This window comes from Methylibium rhizosphaerae, assembly GCF_006386545.1.
Taxonomy (GTDB): domain Bacteria; phylum Pseudomonadota; class Gammaproteobacteria; order Burkholderiales; family Burkholderiaceae_C; genus Pseudorivibacter; species Pseudorivibacter rhizosphaerae.
The window spans coordinates 39,718-62,727 of the sequence record NZ_SWAR01000008.1; the positions used below are offsets into that span (position 1 = coordinate 39,718).

Annotated in this window: 9 protein-coding genes (1 of these 9 only partly in view); all 9 read left to right on the forward strand. The window is 66.5% G+C overall.

Annotation, left to right across the window (positions count from 1 at the left end; genetic code table 11):
• A protein-coding gene (locus E8D38_RS08370) for a tandem-95 repeat protein (RefSeq protein ID WP_140627795.1) crosses the window boundary here: on the forward strand, nucleotides 1-9,731 show its 3' portion. It extends 25,522 nt beyond the left edge of the window; 9,731 of the gene's 35,253 nt are visible here — the last part of the coding sequence; its start codon lies off the left edge, out of view; its stop codon occupies nucleotides 9,729-9,731.
• 53 nt (nucleotides 9,732-9,784) lie between these two features.
• Nucleotides 9,785-10,498 (forward strand): hypothetical protein, encoded by a 714-nt coding sequence (locus E8D38_RS08375; RefSeq protein WP_140627797.1) that lies wholly within the window; start codon nucleotides 9,785-9,787, stop codon nucleotides 10,496-10,498.
• A 265-nt stretch (nucleotides 10,499-10,763) separates the two neighbouring features.
• On the forward strand, nucleotides 10,764-12,179 hold the full coding sequence (locus tag E8D38_RS08380; RefSeq protein ID WP_181178995.1) for a TolC family protein: 1,416 nt from the start codon (nucleotides 10,764-10,766) through the stop codon (nucleotides 12,177-12,179).
• A 161-nt stretch (nucleotides 12,180-12,340) separates the two neighbouring features.
• On the forward strand, nucleotides 12,341-13,969 hold the full coding sequence (locus E8D38_RS08385) for an HlyD family secretion protein (RefSeq protein WP_219851688.1): 1,629 nt from the start codon (nucleotides 12,341-12,343) through the stop codon (nucleotides 13,967-13,969).
• 3 nt (nucleotides 13,970-13,972) lie between these two features.
• On the forward strand, nucleotides 13,973-16,171 hold the full coding sequence (locus tag E8D38_RS08390; protein ID WP_140627804.1) for a site-2 protease family protein: 2,199 nt from the start codon (nucleotides 13,973-13,975) through the stop codon (nucleotides 16,169-16,171).
• Complete coding sequence (locus E8D38_RS08395; protein ID WP_181178996.1) at nucleotides 16,171-18,201, forward strand: preprotein translocase subunit SecA; 2,031 nt, start codon at nucleotides 16,171-16,173, stop codon at nucleotides 18,199-18,201. Before E8D38_RS08390 ends, E8D38_RS08395 begins: the two co-directional genes overlap by 1 nt.
• Nucleotides 18,198-19,055 (forward strand): efflux RND transporter periplasmic adaptor subunit, encoded by an 858-nt coding sequence (locus E8D38_RS08400; RefSeq protein WP_140627808.1) that lies wholly within the window; start codon nucleotides 18,198-18,200, stop codon nucleotides 19,053-19,055. Before E8D38_RS08395 ends, E8D38_RS08400 begins: the two co-directional genes overlap by 4 nt.
• Nucleotides 19,056-19,226: 171 nt before the next feature.
• Entirely contained in the window at nucleotides 19,227-21,590 is a 2,364-nt protein-coding gene (locus E8D38_RS08405; RefSeq protein WP_140627810.1) for a hypothetical protein, read from the forward strand.
• Nucleotides 21,591-22,967: a TolC family protein gene (locus E8D38_RS08410; protein ID WP_140627812.1), complete on the forward strand. Its 1,377-nt coding sequence runs from the start codon at nucleotides 21,591-21,593 to the stop codon at nucleotides 22,965-22,967.
• Nucleotides 22,968-23,010 lie beyond the last annotated feature (43 nt).

Consider the following 23,010-nt stretch of genomic DNA (forward strand, 5'->3'; position numbering starts at 1 on the left):
GCCCGCTGCAGCCCATCCCCCAAGGCAAGGAAATCGCCATCGGCAGCGTGCGCTGGCAACTGGTGCGGCTGATCCCCAGCAGCGTCGTGATGCCGTCGGGCAACCCGTCGAATGGCGAGCTGATCCCGTTTGCCGGCAACGTGCTGCAGATCAGTGCCAAGCCCCACATGGCCGCCGTGCTCACGCGCAGTGGCATCGACTTCGTGCGCCAGCCGCAGCAGCAAGAAGGTGCCGAGCCAACGCTCAACCTGCTCGAGATGCTCGGCTCGCACAACAACTTCGACAACTACCTCAGCGGCCGCAAGTCCCAGCCGATCGCGTTCTCGCAGGACCTGAGCCGCGTGTTCGTCGGCGGCAACGGCGTGATCTACGTGTTCGACATGCTCACGCTCAAGCAGCTGTCGAAGCTCGAGATCCCCAGCGGCAAGAGCATCGCCAGCCTGGCCACCGCCGGCAGCTGGCTGATCATCGGCGAAGGCCAGAGCTACGGCAGCGGCGCCAGCAACAACCGGCTGATGGTCATGGACGTCAGCCCCGGCAGCGCCCGCTACAACGAGGTGATCGCCACCCTCAGAGGCACCGGGGTCGAAGCCTCGCCGCTGGGCGTCTCGGGCATGACCGTCGGGCCCGATGGCTCGACGCTGGTGGTGGCCGTCCCGCAGTCGCAAGACCTGCAATACGCGAGAAGGCAGCCCGGCCACGTGGTGGTGATCGACCTCAAGACGCTGAACCTGCGCACCGGTGACGTCACCGTGGTGCAGGCCGAACTGCCCGCCGACTTCGGCGGCAAGGCGCCGTCCACCATCACGGCGACCTACGACGCCGATCGCTTCCTGGTGGCCAACGTCAAGGACTACGACAAGGGCCTGTCCACGCTGACGATCACGCGCAACGGGCAAGGGCGCATCGCCAGCGCGCAGATGAACGCCATCCGCATGACGCAGCCCGGCGGGGCCCTTCGTGTGGACCGGCTGAACATCCAGCGCGCGCAAAGCGCGGTGCTGGTCAAACACGACGGCGTCGAATACGCCATCGTCGCCGACGACAACCACAACTACGAAGACGCGTACTGGCGCGCCATGTTCGAGGCGCCGATGTTCGTGCAGACCAGCCCGTTCGGGCCGCCCAGCGCATTCGGTGGCAGCGCCAGCGCCAAGAAGGTGGCGGTGGGCGGCAAGCTCGGTATCGTGAAAGACCCGTTCGGCCGCCAGGGCCAGCCCGAGTACCTGGGCGCCACGCTGCCGCTGGACGGCTACGGCATCACCAACCTGAGCCTGTCTGAAGACGGCCAGGTGTTGATCGGGCAGCTCAAGGGCGGTTACGGCACGATCGACCAGTTCCGGCAGAAGCCGCACCAGCACCACGCCTGGAACACCGGCATGCTGATCGAGGCGGCGCTGGCGATGCGGCCGGAGGACCGCATGTCCAAGCACATCCGGCCGCCCACGGAGGCCGAGCAGCTGATCCCGGTGCCGTTCGGGGTGCCGGCGGGGACGGCGTTTGATCCGGAGATCGTGACTGGATCGGCCACCGGGCGCATGGGTGACGTCATCGAAGTCGATATCGAGGATGTGATCGCTCGCAGCTTGCTGGGGATCCCGGACAACGACAGCGCTGCATGGCGAGCCATGAGCGAAAGGGACAGGCAAGACGCAATCAACGAGATCAGCGACAAGAAGGTCCAACTGCGACTGAAGGACTTCGAGCTGGATTTCGCTTATGCGCTCGCCCTGCAGGAGCCCACTTCGCAGCTCAAGCTGGTGACAGAGTCAGCGTCGTCGAACGTGCCGCTGTCGCGGGATCCAAATCTTGGTACCGCGACATTCACGGACACCGGACGGATGTACCTCGTGCCCAACATCACGAATGAAGACCTCGCGCGGCTGCGCCAAGGGCAGCCCGTGAGCGAGGGCAAGCAGGTCACGTTCACCGTGCACTTCACGCAGCTCGATGACGATGGCGTCACCCGGGTTCCGCGCCTGCTGTTCATCACCGTGCAGGCGAACGACTACGCCACGGTCAGCAACGTGTTCTTCGGCGATCGGCCGTTGGACGATCCAGGGTACTCGGCGATGCGGCTTCGGGGTGCAGTCAGCAAAGCAGCGGCGGACAACAGCACTATCGATAGGCTCGATGTCTACAAAGTTGAGCAGCGCTTGAGATACCTCGGGTTCCCCGCTATGGGGGCGTCCAACGCGCAGGGCCTACCAAGCCGTGCCAACAACTCCATTCAAGATTTCGACGTCAATGGGGAATGGGCGGAGGCTGAGCGCAGGGCAGCCTATCTGTTTTCCAAGGTAGTCAACTACGGCAATGGTCCGGGTAGTCAGCAGTTGGTCAACTCGCCACATGGAAGTGGCTTCAACCAGACGGCCTATTTCGCGGCATTGGCCAGCGCGGCCAACAGCTTCGTTGTCGGCGCTGCGCGTGGGGCTGGGACGACGTTAAGTTGGCTCAATGCCTACAACGCGGCCCACTGGCTGAACATCCCTGGATCAGGCGTCCCGGGATGGAACAACTCGCAGACGGGTTCGTCGAGCCCTCAGCTCCCCAACGAAACGCTTCAGCAGTGGAAGGCGCGAACGGGACAGGTCGAGTACTTCGGTACTAGCTGGCTGCGCGACGTTATGTTGGCTTCGAACTCTGCGGCGCCGGCGCTGCGCGGAGCCAGGCAATTCCTGTTCAACGGTGCCGTTGACGCGAACCATGGGTTCACGCCGTCCGGGCATGGCTCGCACGATCTCGGCATGGCGTTGGACCTGGGAATCAGGACCTATGTCAGCGCTATCCGTCCGGCCGGTGGCAGCAACAACGGCAACCAGTTCAACAGCCAGGAGACGGTCACGGTCGTGGCCAATGCTGTCGGTTGGAGCAACGACAACGCGGTCAGTCAAGCAGGGCAATCGACGCTTCCCGAGACCGCTGCGTATTACCAGCTCATAAATGGCGTCAACGTGAACCTGGGGAGCAACCGGCAGCAGTCTGCGGTGAAGGATTTCCTCTCCCTGTACTCGGTGACGCGCGACGGCGGTGGCACAGGCGCGGCCAACCAGGGCTCGCGGACCACCTTGACCCTGATCAACGGAGGCACGAGGCGTGAGCAGGTGCGAACCGCCCTGTTTGGTGACGGCACCGCCGCCCATGGGTTGATTTCGAACGTGCTCGTCGGTGGAACCGGTGGCCAGAACAGCTTGCCGAACATCGGTCGCGTTCTGTCCAACCTCGGGATCACTGCGGCCACGTCGGGGGGCCATCAGAATCACTTCCACGTTTATTTGAGGCCGCCGCAGGCCTTGGACATTGGGGGCCATGCGCTTCATGCGGAAGTTTCACCGACGACCGAGCCGGCGATCGACGCCGCGATCCAACCCGAGGAGACTCTTGTGTTCGACATGCTCATTCCTCCCGAACCAATGGACCAGACGGTCCAAGTGATTGCGCAGGCCAGCGGCGCATCGCAGCCGGCGCCGGTCGCAACGCCGAAACGCAGCGGATTCGACAGCGTTCTGACCACGTGTCAGGACATGGAGTACCTCTATCCCGACTCCGCGGCGAACAGCTTCTCGCCGTTCAGCCTGCAGTTGCTGCGGCGCCTGGGGTCACCGGTCGATGGCTTGTCCCCCGAATGGCTGAAGGCCCTTAACCCGAAGATCACGTTGCTCGAAGCACCCAAGCATGGGCAGATCAGCGTCGTCTCAGAATCGACCTACCACTACAACTACGCGCCGCAGAAGGGTTACGAGGGCACGGACCGCATTACCTATCTAGTCGAAGCTCAAGGCAAGCGCTTCAAGACCGTGCTCAACATCCTGGTCATGCCGCTGGTGTCGGAGGAGTACAAGTACTGCGCCGACATCAAATTCAGCGCCAGCCAGCTGCGCTTCGAACAGCTCTCCGGAACGGCGGTTGGCGAGGCGCTCGGCGAAGGCCCGCATGCCACTATCGTTCTCGACCTCGACGCGGCAGGGCATGGCTGGTTCGTCGATTCGACACCGGACGACAACACCGAATTCCTCCCCACCGCAGACCCCAACGTCTGGAAGGCCCGCCCCGGCAGCGCCGCCGAAGGCAAGATGGACATGCTCTCGGTGCTGCTGCACGAGTACGGCCACGCCCTCGGCCTGGAGCACAGCGCTGACGGCCGCGACTTCATGGGCGCGGCGCTGCAGCCCGGCGAGCGCCGCCTGCCTACTGCCGACGAACTCGCGCTGATGAGCCGCCTAGTGGCCGAACTCAAGGCCGAGCAAGCCGCAGACGGCAGCTCACCAGACGCACCGCCGTCGCCGACCTCGCCCACGGACCCCTTCCTGCCCACCCAGCAGCGCAGCAGCACTGGCACACGAGCGGCGCGCCGCGGCAGCCCGGCGTCGTCCGGCCCCGACTACCTCGGCGTCGTCAACCCGACGCTCGCCAACGGCGACTTCGGTGCCGCCGATGGCATGGACGGCCTGGAGGGCTGGGTGGCCGAAGGCGAAGTGCAGGTCAACGGCGAAGTGGTCACGCTCGGCGAATCGGCCACCCGCCAGACCCACCTGGCGCAAGGCTTCTTGCTCAACCCGGGTGACCGCTTCCTGAGCTTCACGGTGGCCGACCGCTCGCTCAATGCCAACGGGAGCCGCGGCCCGGGCGACGCCTTCGAAGTCGCCCTGCTCAACGCCAACACCGGCTTGCCTGCACTCGGCACGATCGCCGGCGTGGTGCCCCTGAGCCGCAGCGACGCCTTGCTCAACGTCCAGACCGACGGCACCGAGCGCCTGGCCTCCGGCGTGCGCAAGCTCGTCAACGCCGACGGCACGGCCACCTACTACATCGAGCTGCCCACTGCGCTGGCCGGCACCCCGGTGATGCTGTCGTTCGACCTGCTCGGCTTCGGCGCCGCCCACAGCAGCGTGGCGCTGCGCGACATCCGCCTCGTCAGCGACCCGGTCGCCACCAGCGACACCGTGTCGGCCGACGAAGACACCACCGCCACGGGCAACGTGCTCGGCAACGACATCGTCGCCAGCGACGTCGCGGCCCAGGTGGCGCTCGTGAGCGGCCCGCAGCATGGCGAGCTCACCCTCAACGCCGACGGCAGCTTCAGCTACCAGCCCGAAGCGAACTACTTCGGCGCCGACAGCTTCTCGTACCGCATCATCGATGCCGAAGGTCGCACGTCGAACACCGCCACGGTGCAACTCACGGTGCGCGCCGTCAACGACGCGCCCACCGTCACCGCAGCGGCGCCGGGCAGCGTGATGGCCGGCCGCCCGTACACCTTCGACCCGCTGGCCGGCGCATCGGACGTGGAGGGCGCGACGCTGGCCGTCGACGTGCTCGCCGCACCGGCACACGGCACGCTGGTGCACAACGCAGACGGCAGCTACACCTACACGCCGGACCTCACCTACGTGGGCGAAGACAGCCTGAGCTACCGTGTCAGCGACGGCGAACTGGCCTCCGAACCGGTGACGCTGCACTTCACCGTGCTGCCGGCCAACACGGCACCGGTGGCTCGTGATGCCGAAGTGCATGTCGCCGAAGACGGCAGCCTGCTCATCGACCTCACCGCCTACGGTAGCGACGGCGAAGGCGATGCGATCGCGGGTAGCGTCGTTGCACCCCCCGCGCACGGCACGCTGGTGCAACAGCCCGACGGCCGCTGGCTCTACACGCCGGAAGCCAACTTCAACGGCCAGGACGGCCTGCGCTTCACGCTCAGCGACGGCCGCCTTGTCTCCAGCGAGGCGGTGCTCACGCTCGTTGTCGATGCGGTGAACGATGCGCCGGTGGCCGCCGACCTCGCCGCCAGCGTGGCCGAAGACGGGAGCGTGACGAACCAGCCCCAGGCCAGCGACGTGGACGGTGACCCGCTCACCGCCACCCTCGTCGCCGGCCCGGCCCACGGCACTCTGGTGCTCAATGCCGACGGCCGCTTCACCTACACGCCGCACGCCAACTACGCCGGCAACGACAGCTTCACCTACCGCGTGAACGACGGCCAGGCCGACTCCAACGTCGCCACCGTGCAGCTCACCGTCACCGCGGTCAACGACGCGCCGGTGGCCCAAGACGCCGCCATCACGCTCGCTGAGGACGGCCAGGTCGTGGTGGACCTGCGCAGCCTCGGCCTCGACGTGGACAGCGCCGTGCTGGAGGTGGTGATCACGGCCGCACCGCAACACGGCACGCTCACGCGCAATGCCGATGGCCGCTTTACCTACGTGCCGGCGGCCAACTTCCACGGCGCAGACTTCGTGCGCTTCCGTCTGCGCGACGAAGAACTGGAGTCGAACGAAGCCACGCTGACCTTCACCGTGGCCGCGGTGAACGACGCCCCCACGCTGGCCAACCGCACCCAAACCCTGCTCGAAGACGGCGTGCTCGCGATCAACCCGCTGGCTGGCGCGGTGGACGTGGACGGCGACGCCCTGGCGGCCCGCATCGTGGCCGGCCCGCAGCACGGCACGTTGACGCTGAATGCCGACGGCACCTTCAGCTATGCCGCGCAGGCCGACTACTTCGGCGCCGACAGATTCACCTACGTGGTGAGCGACGGCACGGCCGAGTCCGAGGTGGCCACGGTGAGCCTCACCGTCACCGCGGTCAACGATGCCCCGGTGGCCCACGATGCCAGCGCCACGCTTGACGAGGACGGCACGCTCGTCTTCGACCTGCGCTCCTTCGGCCTGGACGTGGACAACGCCGGGCTGAATGCACTGATCGTCGAGCCGCCGGCACACGGTAGCCTCACGCTCAACGCCGATGGCAGCTACACCTACGTGCCGCAGGCCGACTTCCACGGCATCGACACCCTGCGCTTCCGCCTGCGCGACGACGAGCTCGAATCCAACGTCGCCACGCTGAGCCTGGTGGTGCGCGCCGTCAACGACGCGCCGACGCTGCAAAACCGCACGGAGACCCTGATCGAAGACGGCGTGCTGACGATCCAACCGCTCGCGGGTGCTCTGGATGTCGACGGCGACTCGCTCACGGCCGCCATCGTCGAAGGCCCGTTGCACGGCGCGCTCAGCGTCCACGCCGACGGCAGCTTCAGCTACACGCCGCTGGCCAACTTCAACGGCACCGACAGCTTCAGCTGGCGCGTGAGCGACGGCACGGCCACGTCGGCCGTGGCGACCTTCAGCATCACGGTGGCCGCCGTCAACGACGCCCCCACCGCGCTGGACAGCCTGGCCATCGGCGAAGAAGACCAGGCGCTGATCCTCGCCCGGAGCGACTTCGACGTGGCCGATGTCGATGGCGATGCCTTGAGCATCCGCATCACCGGCCTGCCGGCCGAAGGCGTGCTACAGCGCAAGGTGCAAGTGGCCGGCGAGGACAGCTGGCTCGACGTGGTGGTGGGCGACGGCTTCACCCAGGCCGACATCGAGGCCGGCAGCCTGCGCTTCGTGCCCGATGCCGACGCCTCCGGCGGCGAGGGCTATGCGCACAGCGGCTGGGGCAACCGCCGCGTCCACTACGCGCGCTTCGGCTATGTCGTCAGCGACGGCCAGGTCGAAGCGCCCGAGGCCTTCGTCACGCTGGACATCACCGCGCTGGCCGATGCGCCGCAGCTCGCCTTCACCGGCGCCAACAGCAGCACCCGCGAACTGTTCCGCACCGGCTGGGAGGGCGTGTCCAACCCGGATGCCACCTCCACGCTGCTGCAGCAGTCCGTGCTCGACGGCTGGACGCTCGTCACCGAGCCCGACCCGTCGTGCGGCGGCGCCGACGGCTTCGAGGTCTGGGCCACGGGCGACCGCATGGCCGACGCCTGGGGCAACCTGCGCAGCGTGCGGGCCATGGACGGCAACGGCAACCAGTGGCTGGAGCTGAACGACGCCCGCGGCAACATGCCGCAGACGCTGGGCATCGAGCGCACGGTGGACACCGTGGCGGGCGCGAGCTACACGCTCAGCTTCGACGTGGCCGGCCGGCTGGGCTACAGCGCGTCGTACACCCGGGTCGTGGTCTACCTCGACGGCACCAAGCTGCTCGAGGTGAGCCCCACCAGCCCGAGCAGCTCGCTGGCCTGGCAGACGGTGAGCGCCAGCTTCACCGGCGGCGGCGGGGCGCAACGCCTGCGCATCGTCACCGAGGCCAGCCGCCTGAGCGAACAGGGCCGCGGCACGATGCTCGACGACATCGCGCTCACCGAGACCACCCAGCTCAACCGCGGTGCCGAGGACACGCGTGTGCCACTGCAAGGCATCGCCGCCTCGCTCACCGACACCGACGGTTCCGAGTCGATGGTGCTCACGCTGATGGGCATGCCCATCGGCAGCGTGCTCGCTGACGGCAGCCACAGCTTCACCGTCACCCAGGACGCGCGTGTGGCCAACGTCACCGGCTGGAACACCGCGACGCTCACGCTGCAGCCGCCGGCCAACTTCAGCGGCACGCTCAACCTGCAGGTGCAAGCCACCTCGATCGAGACCGCCACCGGCGGCCGCGCCACAGTGACCAAGCATCTGCAGGTGCAGGTGGCGGCGGTGGCCGACGTGCCGGTGCTCACCATGACGGCGCGCGACGTCAACGTCAGCCGCGAAGTGCTGTCCACCAGCTGGGAGAGCGTGCGCAACCGCAACCGCACCTTCACGCTGGTGGCCGGCAGCCCGTGGAGCACGCTGGAAGGCTGGAGCGTGCTTCGCTCCGACTGGGGCAAGCAGACGGCGTTCGAGATCTGGAGCTCGGGCGACCAGATGCGCAACACCGCAGGCGAGCCGGTCACGGTGCAGGCGGCGCCCGGCGACGGCCGCAACTGGCTGCAGCTGAACAACGGCGCCGGCCAAGGCCACCAGACGCTGGGCATCTACCGCGGCATCCAGACCGTCGAGGGTGCGGTCTACACGTTGAGCTTCGACTACGCAGGCGCGCTCGGCCTTCCCGAGGCCAACACCCGCGTGGGCATCTACGTCGATGGGCAACTGGTGGGCAGCTACGCCGGCACCAGCGGCCTGAACAGCCTGAACTGGCAAACGCTGAACTTCCAGTTCACCGGCAACGGGCGGGCGCGCGAGCTGCTGATCCGCATCGAAGGCGGCGACACCGCCTGCAATGGCCGCGGCGCGATGGTGGACGACCTCCGCATCGTCGAGACCCTGCCCACCGGCAACCACTTGGTGTATGGCCTGGCGGGCACGGCGATCGCGCTGCCGATCATCAATGCCAGCCTGGCCGACACCGACGGTTCGGAGAGCCTGAAGGTGGAACTGCTGGGCCTGCCGGCCGGCGCCACGCTGTCCGACGGCACGCGCTCGATCACGCTGGAGTGCGGCGGCGGCTCGGTGGACGTTACCGGCTGGAACTTGGCTACGCTGAGCCTGGTGCCACCGCATTGCTTCGTCGGCACGTTGTCGTTGCAGGTCAAAGCCACAAGCACCGAGGCGTCCAACGGTGCCACCGCCAGCGTCACGCAGGACATCACGGTGAAGGTGCTGAGCGGCACGGCGGTGGTCACGCCGGTGGGCGTGAACCCGTACGTCAGCCTCACGGGCGGCACGGGCTCCACCAGCAGCACCGCGGGCAGCGAGGCCGAGCAGCAGCCCATCATCGTGAGCGAAGCGCTGGTGGATGAAAGCGGCCTGCTCACGCTGACCGTAGCGCCGCCGGCCACTCCGCCGCGCAGCTGGGAGGAAGAGGAGGCGGCCGACCAGGACCGCGCCCAGGCCCTCTCGGAGGCTTGGTTGCTGGAGCTGGAGCAGGCGGCGCAGGCGCAGTGGGCTCAGCTCGCTGGGGCGGCCATGTAGGCGCCTTGCGGAAGTGATGACGGGCGGCGCCTGCAGGCGCCGCCCGTTACCCCGTGCAAGTGCTCGACACCACAGCCTCCGGTATCCGTGATACTCGCCGGCGCAACGTCACAGAGGTATTGATGTTCTTTCTCGCCTTGTTTGCTTTCGCGCTTGCCGCTAGTGCCATGACTGCACTGCTGCTCGTCCTGGCCACTCGCTTGCTTCTGGGGGTGTCTCTGACGTTCGGGTCAGCCTTCAAGGCCGCATTCCTGGGGTTTGCCGTTTTAGGACTGGTGGAACTGGCGTTGCTACTGGCCGGCATCCGGCTGGCGAGGGTTCTAAGCAGTCCGACTGCTGCCGTGCTGCTGCCGCTTGTCTATGAGGTACTCCTGGTGATATTTCTGGTCTGGTTGGGCAAGACGACGGACGACGAACCGATGAACCTGCGTCAGTCAGCGATTGCGGTGGTGGTTGCGTCATTGGTGGGCTTTGCGATCGGCTGGGTCGGATGGAAGGTCTACCTGCCGTCCGACCTGACGGCATCGCGTGCTGGCGGTTCAGGGCAGGGATTCGAATTGCCCGCAAGAAGCCAGATCTGCCTGCGAAATCTTGCCAGCATCCTGAGCGATACGGGCAGCGGTCCCAAACCCGGCGCGGCGAGGGAGTTTGAGCAACGCTTGGAGCAGGACGCGCGATCCAGAGGTATCAGCATGGAGGAGGCGCTGAAGCAGGAGTTGCGCAAGCTCGGCGCCCAGCCTCCGACGGGCTGCGCCCATCTCAGCTAGCGGGCAAGGGAGCGCACCGCTCCCGGTGAGGAGAGTCCGCCCAGCGTGCAATACCACCGCTCCCGTCCCCCAGCCGGGGGTGCTCCCTGACGTGAAGACCCCATAAACTCGCGGACTTTGCTGCGGATTGCCGCAGCGTTCCGCGAAGAGCGGCTTGGGCCGTCGTTGGCTGGAGATGCGCCATGCGGCGGGGAGGGGAGTTGAGGTGTTTGGTCGGTGTGTCGCCGCGTTGAGGCAGGCGTGGCTTGCCGCCTGCGTTGGTGCGATGGCGGTGTTCACGCCGTTGGGGATCGGTGTCGCCCATGCGCAGTCCCTGCTCGATCTGTATCGGGCTGCGGAGCTGGGAGACCCGGCGGCGGCCAGTGCCCGCGCGCAACATGAGGCGACGCTGCATCGCGTCGACCAGGCTCGCGCGGCGTACGGGGTCACGGCCAACCTCACGTACAGCAACGGCCATTCGCAGTACGTTGAGCCTTCGAATGCGGTCACGCCCGATCCTCGAACCTTCAACTCGCGCCAGGCCGCGGTCCAGTTCAGTCTGCCGCTGTACAAGCCGGCATTGCGGCCGCAGTTGCAGCAAGCCAAGGCGCAAAGCGAGCAGGCCCGTCTGCAAAGCGAACAAGCCCGCGTCGAATTCATGCTGCGCTTCGTGGAAGCCGCTTTCGACATGCTCAAGGCCCGCGATGCGTTGCGCTACCAGCGAGTGGAGCAGGAGGCCACGACAGTGCAATTGGCCCAAGCCAAACGCAGCTTCACGGTCGGCACGGTTTCAGTGACAGACGTGAGGGATGCGCAGGCCCGGGCCGACATGGTGGCCGCGCAGGTCACTGCGGCCGAGTACGACCTGGCGCTGCGGCACCAGGTGTTTCTCGACCTGGTCGGCCGCCAAACGCCGGAACTCTTGTCGCGGGCCTTGGAGGCCGATGTGCTCCCCAACGTCGATGCCGGCAGCCTGCGCGACTGGGTGACCGAGGCCCATGTCGCCAGCCCGGCGCTGCGCCAGGCGCAATGGGCGCTCGAAGCAGCCAGGCAGGAGACGATCAAAGCCACCATGGCCCATGCGCCCACGTTGGACGCGAATTACGGCTACACCAAGACTTGGGACACGGGTTCGGTGACGAGCACGCAGCCGCGGCTGGCCACGCAAATCCAGGCGGGCATCACGCTGAACGTTCCGCTGTTTGCATCTGGCGCGACGCGCAGCAAACAGCGTGAAGCGATGGTCTTGCAGGAGAAGGCGCAGGCGGATCTGGAGTCTGCTCGCCGTAGCTTGGCGCTCAACCTTCGGCAAGACTTTTCGGCGGCGCAAAGCGCGATCAGCCAGGCCAGAGGGCTGAGCACGGCCGTGCAATCGCAAACCGTTGCCGTGCGAGCGAACCAGCGCGCTTATCAGGTCGGCATGAAGGTGAACTCGGAGGTGTTGGCTGCGCTGGCCAAGCTGTCCGAGGCGCAGCGGGATTTGTCTCGGGCGCACTACGACGCCTGGTTGGCGTACTTCAAGCTCAAGGGGGCTGCAGGCCAGCTTGACGAGTACGACATCTCGCACCTGGACGGGCTGCTGAAGCCGCTGAGCGAACCCATGGAGTTGTCCGACGACATCCTTCATCCGGTCGAGTTGCCGCAGTTGAAGCTGCGCCCCTTGGGTGCCGCGCGCCCGGAAGATCGAGGGGTGGCCAGATGAGCGCGGCGGTACCGGACGACCGGCCTGAGCCGGCGCTCGTGCGTGCTGCAGGAGCAGACGAATCCCTTGGGCCACGTCTGCAGGCTTGGCGTGAGCGCCTGGAGGGCGCTGGAACGCCCTGCGCGGCAGTGGCGTTGCACGGGCAGACCGAAGCGTCCAGGGTGCCGTTCCCCGCAGAACTCGGCAGCGACGTCGCGGCGGTGTGGACGAACCTGCTCGCCAGGGTGAACGCCGAACAGGGTGTGGCACTGGAACGATGCAACGTCACCACCGTTCAAGGCAAGGGAGGCGTGCCGCACTTGGTCATGGCGGCGCACTTTGGGTACGGTCAGGGGCAAACGGCTGTCGTCGGCCTGTGCCTGCCGCCGCCTCACAGCGAGCGGACCGTGCGTGCGGTATTGCTGGCGCTGGCCAGTTTGCAGTGGTCCCTCACGGAGCACCACCACACGGCCTTGCTGCAAACGGCGCGCTTGCTCGAGGTGCTGGGACACGTCGCGTCTCAGGAAGGAGCCCATGCCGCTGCGCAGGAGTGGGTGAATCGCACGGCTGTCTGGGCGCGCGAGTGCCTGGCCGGCACGCCTGGTGAAAACGCCGGCCTCGGTTTGGCGCTGTTCGAGGTTCGATACGGCCGGCCCCGATGGTGGGTCGGCTCTGACACTGCCTGGGCGCAAAAGGCAGCGCCGGCCGTGCTGGAGGCTACGGAGCAGGCCAGCCGAGCCGTGGCTTCGCTTGACGAAGTGCACGCCGCAGGATGGTGTGCCGTCCCTGCGTTGGCCCAGGGGCGCGCGACGGCGGTACTGGTGGTACGGCAAGGCGAGGGCGGTTCGAGCGATGAGGTGCTGCGCGTGCTGCGCAGCAGCCTGTCGCTGGTGGAGCCCTTGCTGCGTGAATGGCGATTGGCCGAGCGACCGCTGTGGCACCACGGCTGGGATGCGTCGGTCCACGCCGTTCGTCAACTGACCCGCGCAGAAGAGCACGGTCACCTGCGCTGGAAGCTCGGTGCTGCAGCGGCCTTGTTGTCGGCCGTGGTGCTGCTGGCCATCCCGTTTGACGAACGCGTGTCTGCGCCGTTGTCCATCGAAGGGCAGACGCGCCAGTTGGCCACGGCGCCTTTCGATGGTTTTGTGGCCGAGGTGTTCGCCCGGCCCGGGGAGCGTGTGCAAAGAGGGCAGCAACTGCTGGCCCTGGAGACGCGCGAACTCAAGGTCGAGAAGGCGAAACACCTCAGCGACCATGAGCAGGCCGCTGGCAAGCTGCGTCAGGCCATGGCCGAACACGACGCCGCCGCTGCGGCTTTGGCCTCGGCCCAGGTGCAGCAGGCACAGGCGCAACTGGACCTGATCGAGAACAAACTGGCCCGTGCGGTCGTGTTGGCGCCGCTCGACGGTTTGGTGGTCAGCGGCGATTGGGCGCAGCAGATCGGCGCACCGCTTGAAGTGGGCAAGCAGCTGTTCGAGATTGCCGCGGTCGATCGCTACCGTGTGGCACTGCATGTGGCGGACAGCGACATCGCACGCGTTCGCCCTGGGCAGGCGGGCGAACTGCGCCTGGCCGGCTCGCCCCATCGGTCCTATCCCTTCCGCGTCAGCTTGGTCACGGCCACGGCCAGCGTGCACGAAGGCGCCAATGGCTTTCGGGTCGAGGCGGACTGGCAGGGCCCGGTGCCTTCGCTCAGCCCGGGCATGCAGGGCGTCGGCAAGGTCACCGTGGGGCGCGCCAACCTAATGACCATCTGGATGCGCAGTTCCATCGACTGGCTGCGCATGAAGTGGTGGACGTGGTGGTGGTGAACCGTGGCGGCACTGTTTTCTGAGCATTGGCATGCCGTGCGCTTCTTGCGCCCACGTCTGCGCGAGGGCGTCAAACCTCTGTTCCGCCGGTTGCGAGGCCACAACTGGGTGCTGCTGCAAGACCCGCTGACGGGCCGCTTTCATCGCTTGTCGCCGCCGGTGTGGGACGTCGTGGCCTTGCTGGACGGAAAGCGGACGCTGGACGAGGTGTGGACCGAGGCAGTCTCGCGCGGCGGGCAGGACGGGCGGCAAACGGTGATCACCCAGCAGGAGCTGGTGCAACTGATGGGGGGGCTGTACAGCAACGACCTGCTGCAGTCCCAGGTCTCGCCGGATGCCGAAGAAGTGTTCGAGCGCCATCGGCGCATGCGGCGCGCGGAGTTGAAGCAGAGCTGGCTCAACCCGATGAGCATCAAGCTGCCGCTGCTGTTCCCGGATGCCTGGTTTGAAGGCCGCGCTGCACTGGCGCGTCGACTCTTCTCCTGGCCTGCGTTCCTCGTGTGGCTGGCGCTGGTGGCACCGGCGATGGCGCTGGCGTGGCAGCACTGGTCGGCGCTGACGGAGAACCTGTCGGATCGGGTGCTGTCCGCCGGCAATCTGGCGTTGCTGTGGCTGGTCTACCCCGTGGCGAAGGCGATACATGAGCTGGCCCACGGGTTGGCCGTCAAGGCGTGGGGCGGCACGGTGCGCGAAGTGGGCGTGATGTTCATCATGTTCGTGCCGGTGCCGTACGTGGACGCGACATCGTCTTACCGCTTCGACTCCAAATGGCAAAGGGCGGCGGTGGCGGCCGCCGGCATCATGGCCGAGTTGTTGCTCGGCGCGATTGCGCTGTATGTCTGGCTGAATGCCCAAGCCGGCGTGGTCACGGCCATCGCCTACAACGTGGTCCTTATTGCCGGCTTTTCGACGCTGGTGACCAACGGCAATCCGCTGATGCGATACGACGGCTACTACATGCTGAGCGATCTCATCGAGATTCCGAATCTGGCTCAGCGCTGTACGCAGTACTGGACTTATCTCTCCGACCGCTACCTGTTGGGCTCTGCGGATGCGCACCCGCCGATGGGATCGCATGCCGAGCGCTGGTGGCTGCTGACGTACGGGGCCATCGCGCCGATCTACCGACTGGGCGTTTCCATCGGCTTGAGCTGGTTCGTGGCAGGCCAGTACTTCTGGGTCGGCGTGGTGCTGGCCTTGTTCACGGCATGGACGAGTATTGGCATGCCGCTGTGGCGCGGCTGGAAGCACCTGCGCGATAGCCCGGCGCTGGTGTCTCGCCGGGCCTGGTTGCGACGCCGCCTGATCGTCTTGTTTGGCTTGGTCGGGGTGCTGCTGTTCGCCGTGCCGGCGCCGTTCTATGCAGTCCGCCAAGGCGTGATGTGGCTGCCCGACGAGGCGGTCGTTCGGGCGCCTGTGACCGCCCATGTGATGAGCACGCAAGCGGTGTCGCCGGACCACGCTGAACGGGTGGCCATCGCCAACGAGGCCGTGCGGAGCGGCGAACTGCTGCTGCGGCTCGAGAGCTTGACGGTCGCGTCAGAGCTGGCCGTGGCGGCTGCCGAGCTTGCGCAGGCCGAGGTGCAGTTGCGGCGGGCGGAAGCGGAAGACCCGGCAAAGGCGCAGAACCTGCGAGCCGACCTTGAAGGGCGACGCGCCGTTTGGCAGGAGCGCCTGCACCGCGAGCAGGCTCTGCGCGTTGTGGCCGGCGGCAGCGGCACATGGCACCCGGCGTGGCCCACCTTGCCCGCCGGGCGCTTCGTCAAGCGTGGCGAGCTGATGGGTTATGTGGTGGACCGTCCGACACAGCGGGTGCGCGTGGCAGTGACCCAGGAGGACATGGACTTGATCGCGCGTCGCGCGCGCGACGACGGCGTTCGCGCCGAGGTGCGTCTTCCATATCAGGCAGCCATCCCCGCGCGTTTGCACCGGGCCTTGAGCGGCGGCGAGCAGCAGTTGGTTTCGCCTGCGCTGGGCACGACGGGGGGCGGTGAGATCGCCGTGGACCCGCAGGACGAGCAGGGCGTCAAGCCCTTGCATCGGGTCTTCGATCTCGAACTCCTGCTTGACCATCCACCGCAGCAACAAGGCTTGGTCTTCGGCAACCGCTGCCAGGTTCGTTTCGACCTGGGCGCCACGCCGCTGGGCTGGCAATGGCTGTTGCGATTGCGGCAGTTGTTCTTGGGCCAGATGAGCGTGTGATGGCAGCCGGCATCGAGCGATTCGACGGTTCATTGCCGCGCCGCCTGGCGGGCGCGGCGTTCCAACGTGCCGACACCTCGCGGGACGAGCGCGCCCATCCCAGGGAAGGGTGGATCGAGCGGTTCGCCAGCTGGGTCGCCGCTGGGTTTGCCGTGCGGCGCGCGGCGCGCTCGCAAGTGGAGCGCATCGGCGCTTCAGTGGCTGGGTCTGCGGGGCCGCTGCAAAGCATGGACGAAGAGGCACTTCGTCGGCAGTTCGACGACGCCGTGCAAGCGCTGAGGCGTCTTGAGCGCTTCTCGGTACTGCACGATCCCGCGGCTTCGCAGGCCATGGCATGCATCGGCGAGGCGTGCTTGCGGTGCTTCGGCTTTCGGCCTCACCCGGTGCAAGTGGCGGGGGCGCAGGTGCTGCTGCGCGGCGGGCTGGCTGAGATGAACACGGGCGAGGGCAAGACGCTGGTGGCCGCGATGGCCGCCACGCTGATGGCCGCAACCGGCGCGGCCGTGCATGTCGTGAGCACCAACGATTATCTGGCCCAGCGCGATTGCGAGGAGATGCAGCCGCTGTTCCGCTTCTTTGGTTTGTCGGCCGGCTTCGTCATCGGCGGCATGGAGGCTGACGAGCGGCGACCGGCCTACCGCCACCCGATTTGCTACGTTGCCGGCAAGGAGCTGGTGTTCGACTATCTGAAAGATCGGTTGGCAGGGCATGGCATGTTGCCGAGGCGGGTCAGTCATCTCCAGCAGCTGGGGATCGATGCCGCGACGCAGGGCGACAGGTCTGCGCTGTTGCCGGCCCTGCATTTCGCCATCGTCGATGAAGCCGACAGCGTGCTGATCGACGAGGCACGCACGCCGATGATCCTCTCAAGAGAAGCGCCGGGGCTGTACGACGACAAACTGCTGCAATGGGCGATCAAGCAGGCGCGCCGCTTTGAGCTAAACGTCCACTACCGCGTCATGGAAGAACGCATTGTGGAACTCATGCCCGCGGCATTGCCGGCCTGCGACCCGCTCCCGCCGGATGTTGCACCGGTGTGGTCTGCAAGGACGTGGCGCGAACTGGTGCTGCGTCAAGCCGTCACGGCGCTGAATCTGTTCCACCTGGATCAGCACTACATGATCGCGGAAGGCAAGGTGCAGATCATCGACGAGTCCACCGGGCGCGTGATGGCGGACCGCTCCTGGGAGCAGGGCTTGCACCAGCTCATCGAGGTGAAGGAGGGGCTGGATACGACACAGGGTCGCGACACCTTGGCACGGCTGACGTTCCAGCGCTTCTTTCGGCGCTACTACCTGCTGTCCGGCCTGACCGGTACGGCTTCCGAAGCGGCTCGCGAGATGTACAGGGTCTATGGATTGCGGATCTGCCGTGTTCCGCCGCACCGGCCCTCCAAGCGCCGGCGTTTGCCGGATCAGGTTTTTGCGGACGACGATGCGAGGTGGCGCGCCGTGGCGCGCGACGCTCAGGCTGCGGCACAACGCGGACAGCCTGTGTTGGTGGGAACGCGCAGCGTGAAGGCCTCCGAGCGGGTGGCTCGGGAGTTCGACGCACTCGGGCTGCCGCATGTGGTGCTCAACGCACGGCAAGACAGCGAGGAGGCTCACATCGTGGGGCAGGCTGGAGAGAGCGGTCGCATCACGATCGCCACCAACATGGCGGGGCGAGGCACCGACATCAAGCTGACGCCGCGGGCGCGTGAGGCCGGAGGCTTGCATGTGATCCTGACGGAATTCCATGAGTCGCCTCGCGTCGACCGGCAGTTGTTCGGCCGTGCGGGTCGACAAGGCGACGCCGGGACCGCGCGGGCCATTGTGTGCAGTGCCGACGAGGTCTTCAAGCCACTTGCGGGTTGGCAGCGCCGGCTGCTGGGTGTCGCGGGCAGCCGGCACCAGCGCTGGTTGCTGCGTTGGTGGCTGTCCCTGGCGCAAGGCAGCGCCGAGGCTCAGGCCTTGCGCGCCCGCATGCAAACACTGAAGCAAGATCGAGAACTGAGCCGAACCCTGGGGTTCGCCGGGAAAGTGAAATGAGCAAGATACAAGCATCGACCCGATGGCCAAGCGGCCGCTGGGTCGCTCTCGGCATGCTGTCCATGGGGGGCGCGACCGCGATCGCGGCGGACTTCGACTGCATGATCGAACCTGCGCAAATGGTCGAGGTGCGCAGCCCGGTCGTGGGCCTCCTGGAGCGGGTGCATGTGAAGCGAGGTCAGAGCGTGAGCAGGGGCGACTTGCTGGTCACCATCGAGTCCACCGTCGAAAGCAGCGCGGCCGCCACTGCGCAGTACAAGGCGCAGACCACCGGCAATCTGGCGCAAGCGCAGGCGAAACTGGCGGCAGCGAAGGCCAAGGCCGAACGCATGCAGGAACTGTTTGCGGAAGAGTTCGTGTCGGCCCAGGCCCGCGACGATGCGGCCGCCGAGTACAAGCAGGCTCAGACCGAGCTGCTCGCCGCGCAGGAGAACAGCCAGATGTCGAAGCTCGAGGCGCAGCAGGCGTACGACCAACTGCGACGGCGCACGATCCGCAGTCCGTTCGATGGTGTGGTGATGGACCAGTTCTTGTACCCGGGCGCGTTGGTCGACGGCGGGGACGGCAAGAAACCCATCCTGAAGATCGCGCAGACGCATCCGTTGGCCGTCCGGTCGATCGTGCCTTATCGCTTTTTCCCGAAAGTGCAGGCGGGTGCCGCCGCCACGGTGCTGCCCGAGCCCCCCTTCAACAAGGGAGCCCAGTCCGAGATCGCAGCACGCGTGAAGACGGTGGATCGTGTGATTGATTTGGCTGCGGGCACCTTTGGTGTCCACCTAGAATTGCCCAACGCTCGCCAGGCCCTGCCCGGAGGTATCCGGTGCAAGCTTCGCATCGCGGGCGTCGACGGCTGACGCGCCGTTGATGGCATCGCCTGCCAGCACAACGGTTCCTCCCGAACCGTTTCATGACTTGAAGAAGCACGTGTCGGCTGACGGGCCGGCCGTGCAATGGGCTCGTGTCGACCGAACCGACTTCAACCCGACACGAGACTCTTCCCTCCCTTGGTTTTGTCGGTGTTCGCCATGACCTCCAAGTACTCTGTCCGTATCGTTCAGTATGGCCAAACGCAGCCGGCCATCGACTTGCAAGCGCGTGCGGGCAAAGAAGGAAAGGCCTTGGTGCTGCAAGCGCAGTCCGGCATGCGCTTCCACCTGCTCGAAACGCTGAGCCAAACCGGACCGACGAGGTTGCGCATTGCGCGCAAAGGCGCGGACTTGCTGCTTGTCCTGCCCGAGGGCGATCCGAGCGCGCCCGACCTTGTGATCAAGGGCTACTTCGACGCTCAAGACGTCGCGATGATGGGCCGAAGCTCCACCGGAGAGTGGCGGGTCTACGACAACACAGGTTGGTCTTCGTCTTCGCTGGCCAACGGCATCAGCGCCGCCTCCATGGTGGATGGCCAGGAGTCCGTAGCAGGGCTGTCCACGCCCCCGGGCGACGGGTGGTTCGATGGAGAAAAAGGCTGGCTGTGGCTCGGTGCGGGAACCCTTGCGCTGGTAGCGGGCGCCGCTGCTGCTGGCGGGGGTGACAAATCGGAAACCAGCGAGCCGACGGCCTTTGACAAGATCAAGGCATTCGCCAATCGCACGCCCAATGCGGCCACGCCCACGGTCAGCGACTATGCCAATGCAGGCATTCAAGGGGTGGATGCCAACAACGTGGCCGCGGTCAACTCTGCCCTGACGACCACGCCTCTGGACATGTCGGCCCAGCAGAACGTTCAGCGGGTAGCGGACTCGTTCAATCGGATCCTCGGCGAAGCCAACGGCTCGGCCACCGATGCGACCCCTGGTGCTGATCCGACTGCGGACGACTATCAGAACCTGGGCGTGCTTCTGGGCTCGCAGCAAACCAATGCCAACGCGCTGGCCCTGCTGAACGATGTGATCAAAGGGCTTGTCAGCGAGAGCGGTGACTCTGTGACCGAGCTGCGGGCCATCGTCGCGGCGGTGAACAAGGTGATGACGATTGCAGCCGGCGTGACGCCTGCGTCTGCACTCACCACGGATGACTTGCTGCTGATGGGTTTCAGTCAGCAGCAACTGGATGCGGTGCACGCCAAGGACAACCTGACGGCCATCGTCTCGGCCATTGGCGCCACGAGCGACGACGGCTCCGACGTGTCCAGCGTTGCCCAGTTGCAGACCCTGATGGCGGCCTACGACAGGATCCTGACCGAGGCCAATGGCAGCACGCCTGATGCCGATGTGACCGGCAACCCGACGGCAGCCGACTTCGCTGCAATCGGGTCCAACGTCGGTCAAGCGGCCACCTCTACATCTGCGCTCACGATGCTCGTGGACGTGGTGGGTGGACTGCAGCGTGCCGACGTGGACACGGTCGCGGAGATCAATGCCCTTGCAGCCACGCTGGACAAGGTGGCTGCCATCGCCGCACGCCCCAGTGGCGACACCGCCATGACGCTGAGCGCGGTCGAGCTGAGCAGACTCGGCTTGAGCGGCTTTTCGTCAAGCGGGGCCAACAACCAGGCCGTGGCCGACCTGCTCAGCGTTGCGGTCCGGGACTCCGAGCCCGCCGACGTGGACACCCTGGCCGAGCTCCAGACGCTGGTGAGCCTGCAAGTGCTGCGCGTCTGGGCCAGTGACTCTGCGGTGACGAAGACTGCTGCCCTGCCCACCGCCGAGGACTACGCACGCATCGGCGTTCGGCGCGATGACGTGGCGGGTGTGGCCGTGCCTTTGTCGGCTTCCGACGTGGCGACCCTCAACAGTTTCGTTGACAACCTGACAGACGCCAATCTGGACACCCTGGGCGAGATCCAGCAGCTGGGTGCTGCGTTGTTCAGGGTATTGAACGAGGCCAATGGCGTGGCCGCAGATGGCAACACCGCCATCAACCCTGCGGCGGCCGACTACGTTGCGCTGGGGATCTCGGGGCACGCAGGCAACGCCGCGGATGCCCTGCACACGTCGGCTGCGCGGCTGCTCTCTGATGTGTTGCCGACCAAGACCACCACCCAGGTCGATACGCCAGCCGAACTCAACTCGCTGGCCGCGGCGGTGGATCATGTGATGGACGTCGCTTCCGGCGCACCGGTTGCCTCCCTGACGTTGAGCGACCTTTCCTCACTGGGCATCACCGGTGCGACGACGACCAACCTGACTGCGGTGACCAACTCGATTCAGGCCACTGCCGATGACGGCAGCGGCGTCGATACCTTGGCCGAGCTTCAGGCACTGGTGAATTCGGTGCGGAACGCTGGCTTTGTCAAGCCTGGGGCCGTCGAACAAGTCGGCAGCGTGCGAGACGTCATGCTGGCCGACGTCCCGCATGAAGCCGTGCATGGCGAGAGTCCCGCGCTTGCGTTCGAACAGGTGAATCAGGTGCAGGCTTTTGCGAACGCTACGCAGGTGATCCCGTCCTGATTGCTGCAGCCGCTGCGCTCAGGTCACATGTCAGCAAACCGGTTCCTCGCCAGCATCGCTGCGCTGGCGCTGCTGGCTCTGAACCCGGCCGTGGCCGTCTCAGCGGACGGGGCGGCCGATTTGGAACCGTCATCGGCAGTGCCTGATCGCGAGCTCACGACCGTGCCTTGCGAAGCGACGGACACGGGGCGTACGACGGACTCAGTCACTGCACATGGCCTGGACGCTCTGGCCCGGCTCGCCGCCGCGAGCCACGCGAGCGTGACGGCCAAGCGGGCCGGTGTTCAAGCGGCCCAGGCGGAGTGGGATGCAGCCCAACTCCAGAACTGGCCTTCGCCGTCTGCGCAGACATCTCCAGGCGCTGGCGGTGGGCGTACCACGGTGCTGAGCTTGGAGCAGTCCCTGTGGACTGGTGGTCGGATCGGCGCGCTCGTCGACGCTGCCGAGGCACGAACCCAGGCTGCCAATCACGCCGTCACCGAGTCTGTGCAAAGCGTGGGCTTTGCAGTGGTCAACGCTTACCAGGGCTTCGCGCAGGCTCAAGGGCGCGCTGCCGTGATGCATCGCTTTCTCGCGCGACTGGAGCGATATCGCGAGAGCATGCAACGTCGCGTGCAGAGTGGGGCCTCGGCCTCCGGAGAACTGGAGTTGCTGCAAGCTCGCCACGCCTTGGCCACCGGTCAACTGAGGTTGGCCTGCTCGAACGAGCGTGTCGCGCGCAGCCAACTCGCCGTGCTCGCGAGCGTTGACTTGCCCCCGGAGGCGGTGGTCCGCGATGCCTACTCGCCCGAGGTGCCCAACCTGGGCGACGTGCTGAATCGCAGTCAGCAGCTCAGCCCGGTGCTGCGTCGCATCGCTCAGGACGTGCGGGCTGCGCAAGGCGAAGTGAGCGCAAAGGCCGCGCAGCGGTGGCCGACGGTCGCGCTCGTCGCGCAGCGCCACCTGCAACGCGGAGTCCCCAACACGCAGAGCTCGACCTCGGTGGGTCTGCAATTGCAGTTCAACCCCGGCGCAGGGTTCTCTTCGCTGGCCTCGGCACGTGCGGCGCATGCCCAGGTTGACGCGCTGCGTGCCAGTCTCGAGGCGGCGCGAGCAGACCTGGAGTCCAGAATTCGTGCCGAATATGAGGAGCTGCGGTCCGCAGTGATGAGGCGAGAAGATGGCCTGCTCCACGTGGCTGCCGCAGGCCGCGTGTTGGCGTCCTACGAACGACTTTTTGCCGTCGGCAAGCGCAGCTGGCTGGACGTCATGAACGCGGCCCGTGAATTGTCTGATGCGGAGCTGGCCGTCGCGGACACCGAAGCGCAGGCGAGCGCCAGCCGCTACCGACTGGCGCTGTACGCTGTCGAGCCCGAATGGATGAAGGCCAGCCCATGATGTGCATACATCTCACGGTGAGGTCTTGGGCGTGAAGAACGAA

Bases quoted from the DNA above. Each gene is read 5' to 3' on its own strand.
- E8D38_RS08380 (WP_181178995.1), top strand. From the start codon at position 10,764: ATGGCGGTGTTCACGCCGTTGGGGATCGGTGTCGCCCATGCGCAGTCC.
- E8D38_RS08400 (WP_140627808.1), top strand. From the start codon at position 18,198: ATGAGCAAGATACAAGCATCGACCCGATGGCCAAGCGGCCGCTGGGTC.
- E8D38_RS08395 (WP_181178996.1), top strand. From the start codon at position 16,171: ATGGCAGCCGGCATCGAGCGATTCGACGGTTCATTGCCGCGCCGCCTG.
- E8D38_RS08405 (WP_140627810.1), top strand. From the start codon at position 19,227: ATGACCTCCAAGTACTCTGTCCGTATCGTTCAGTATGGCCAAACGCAG.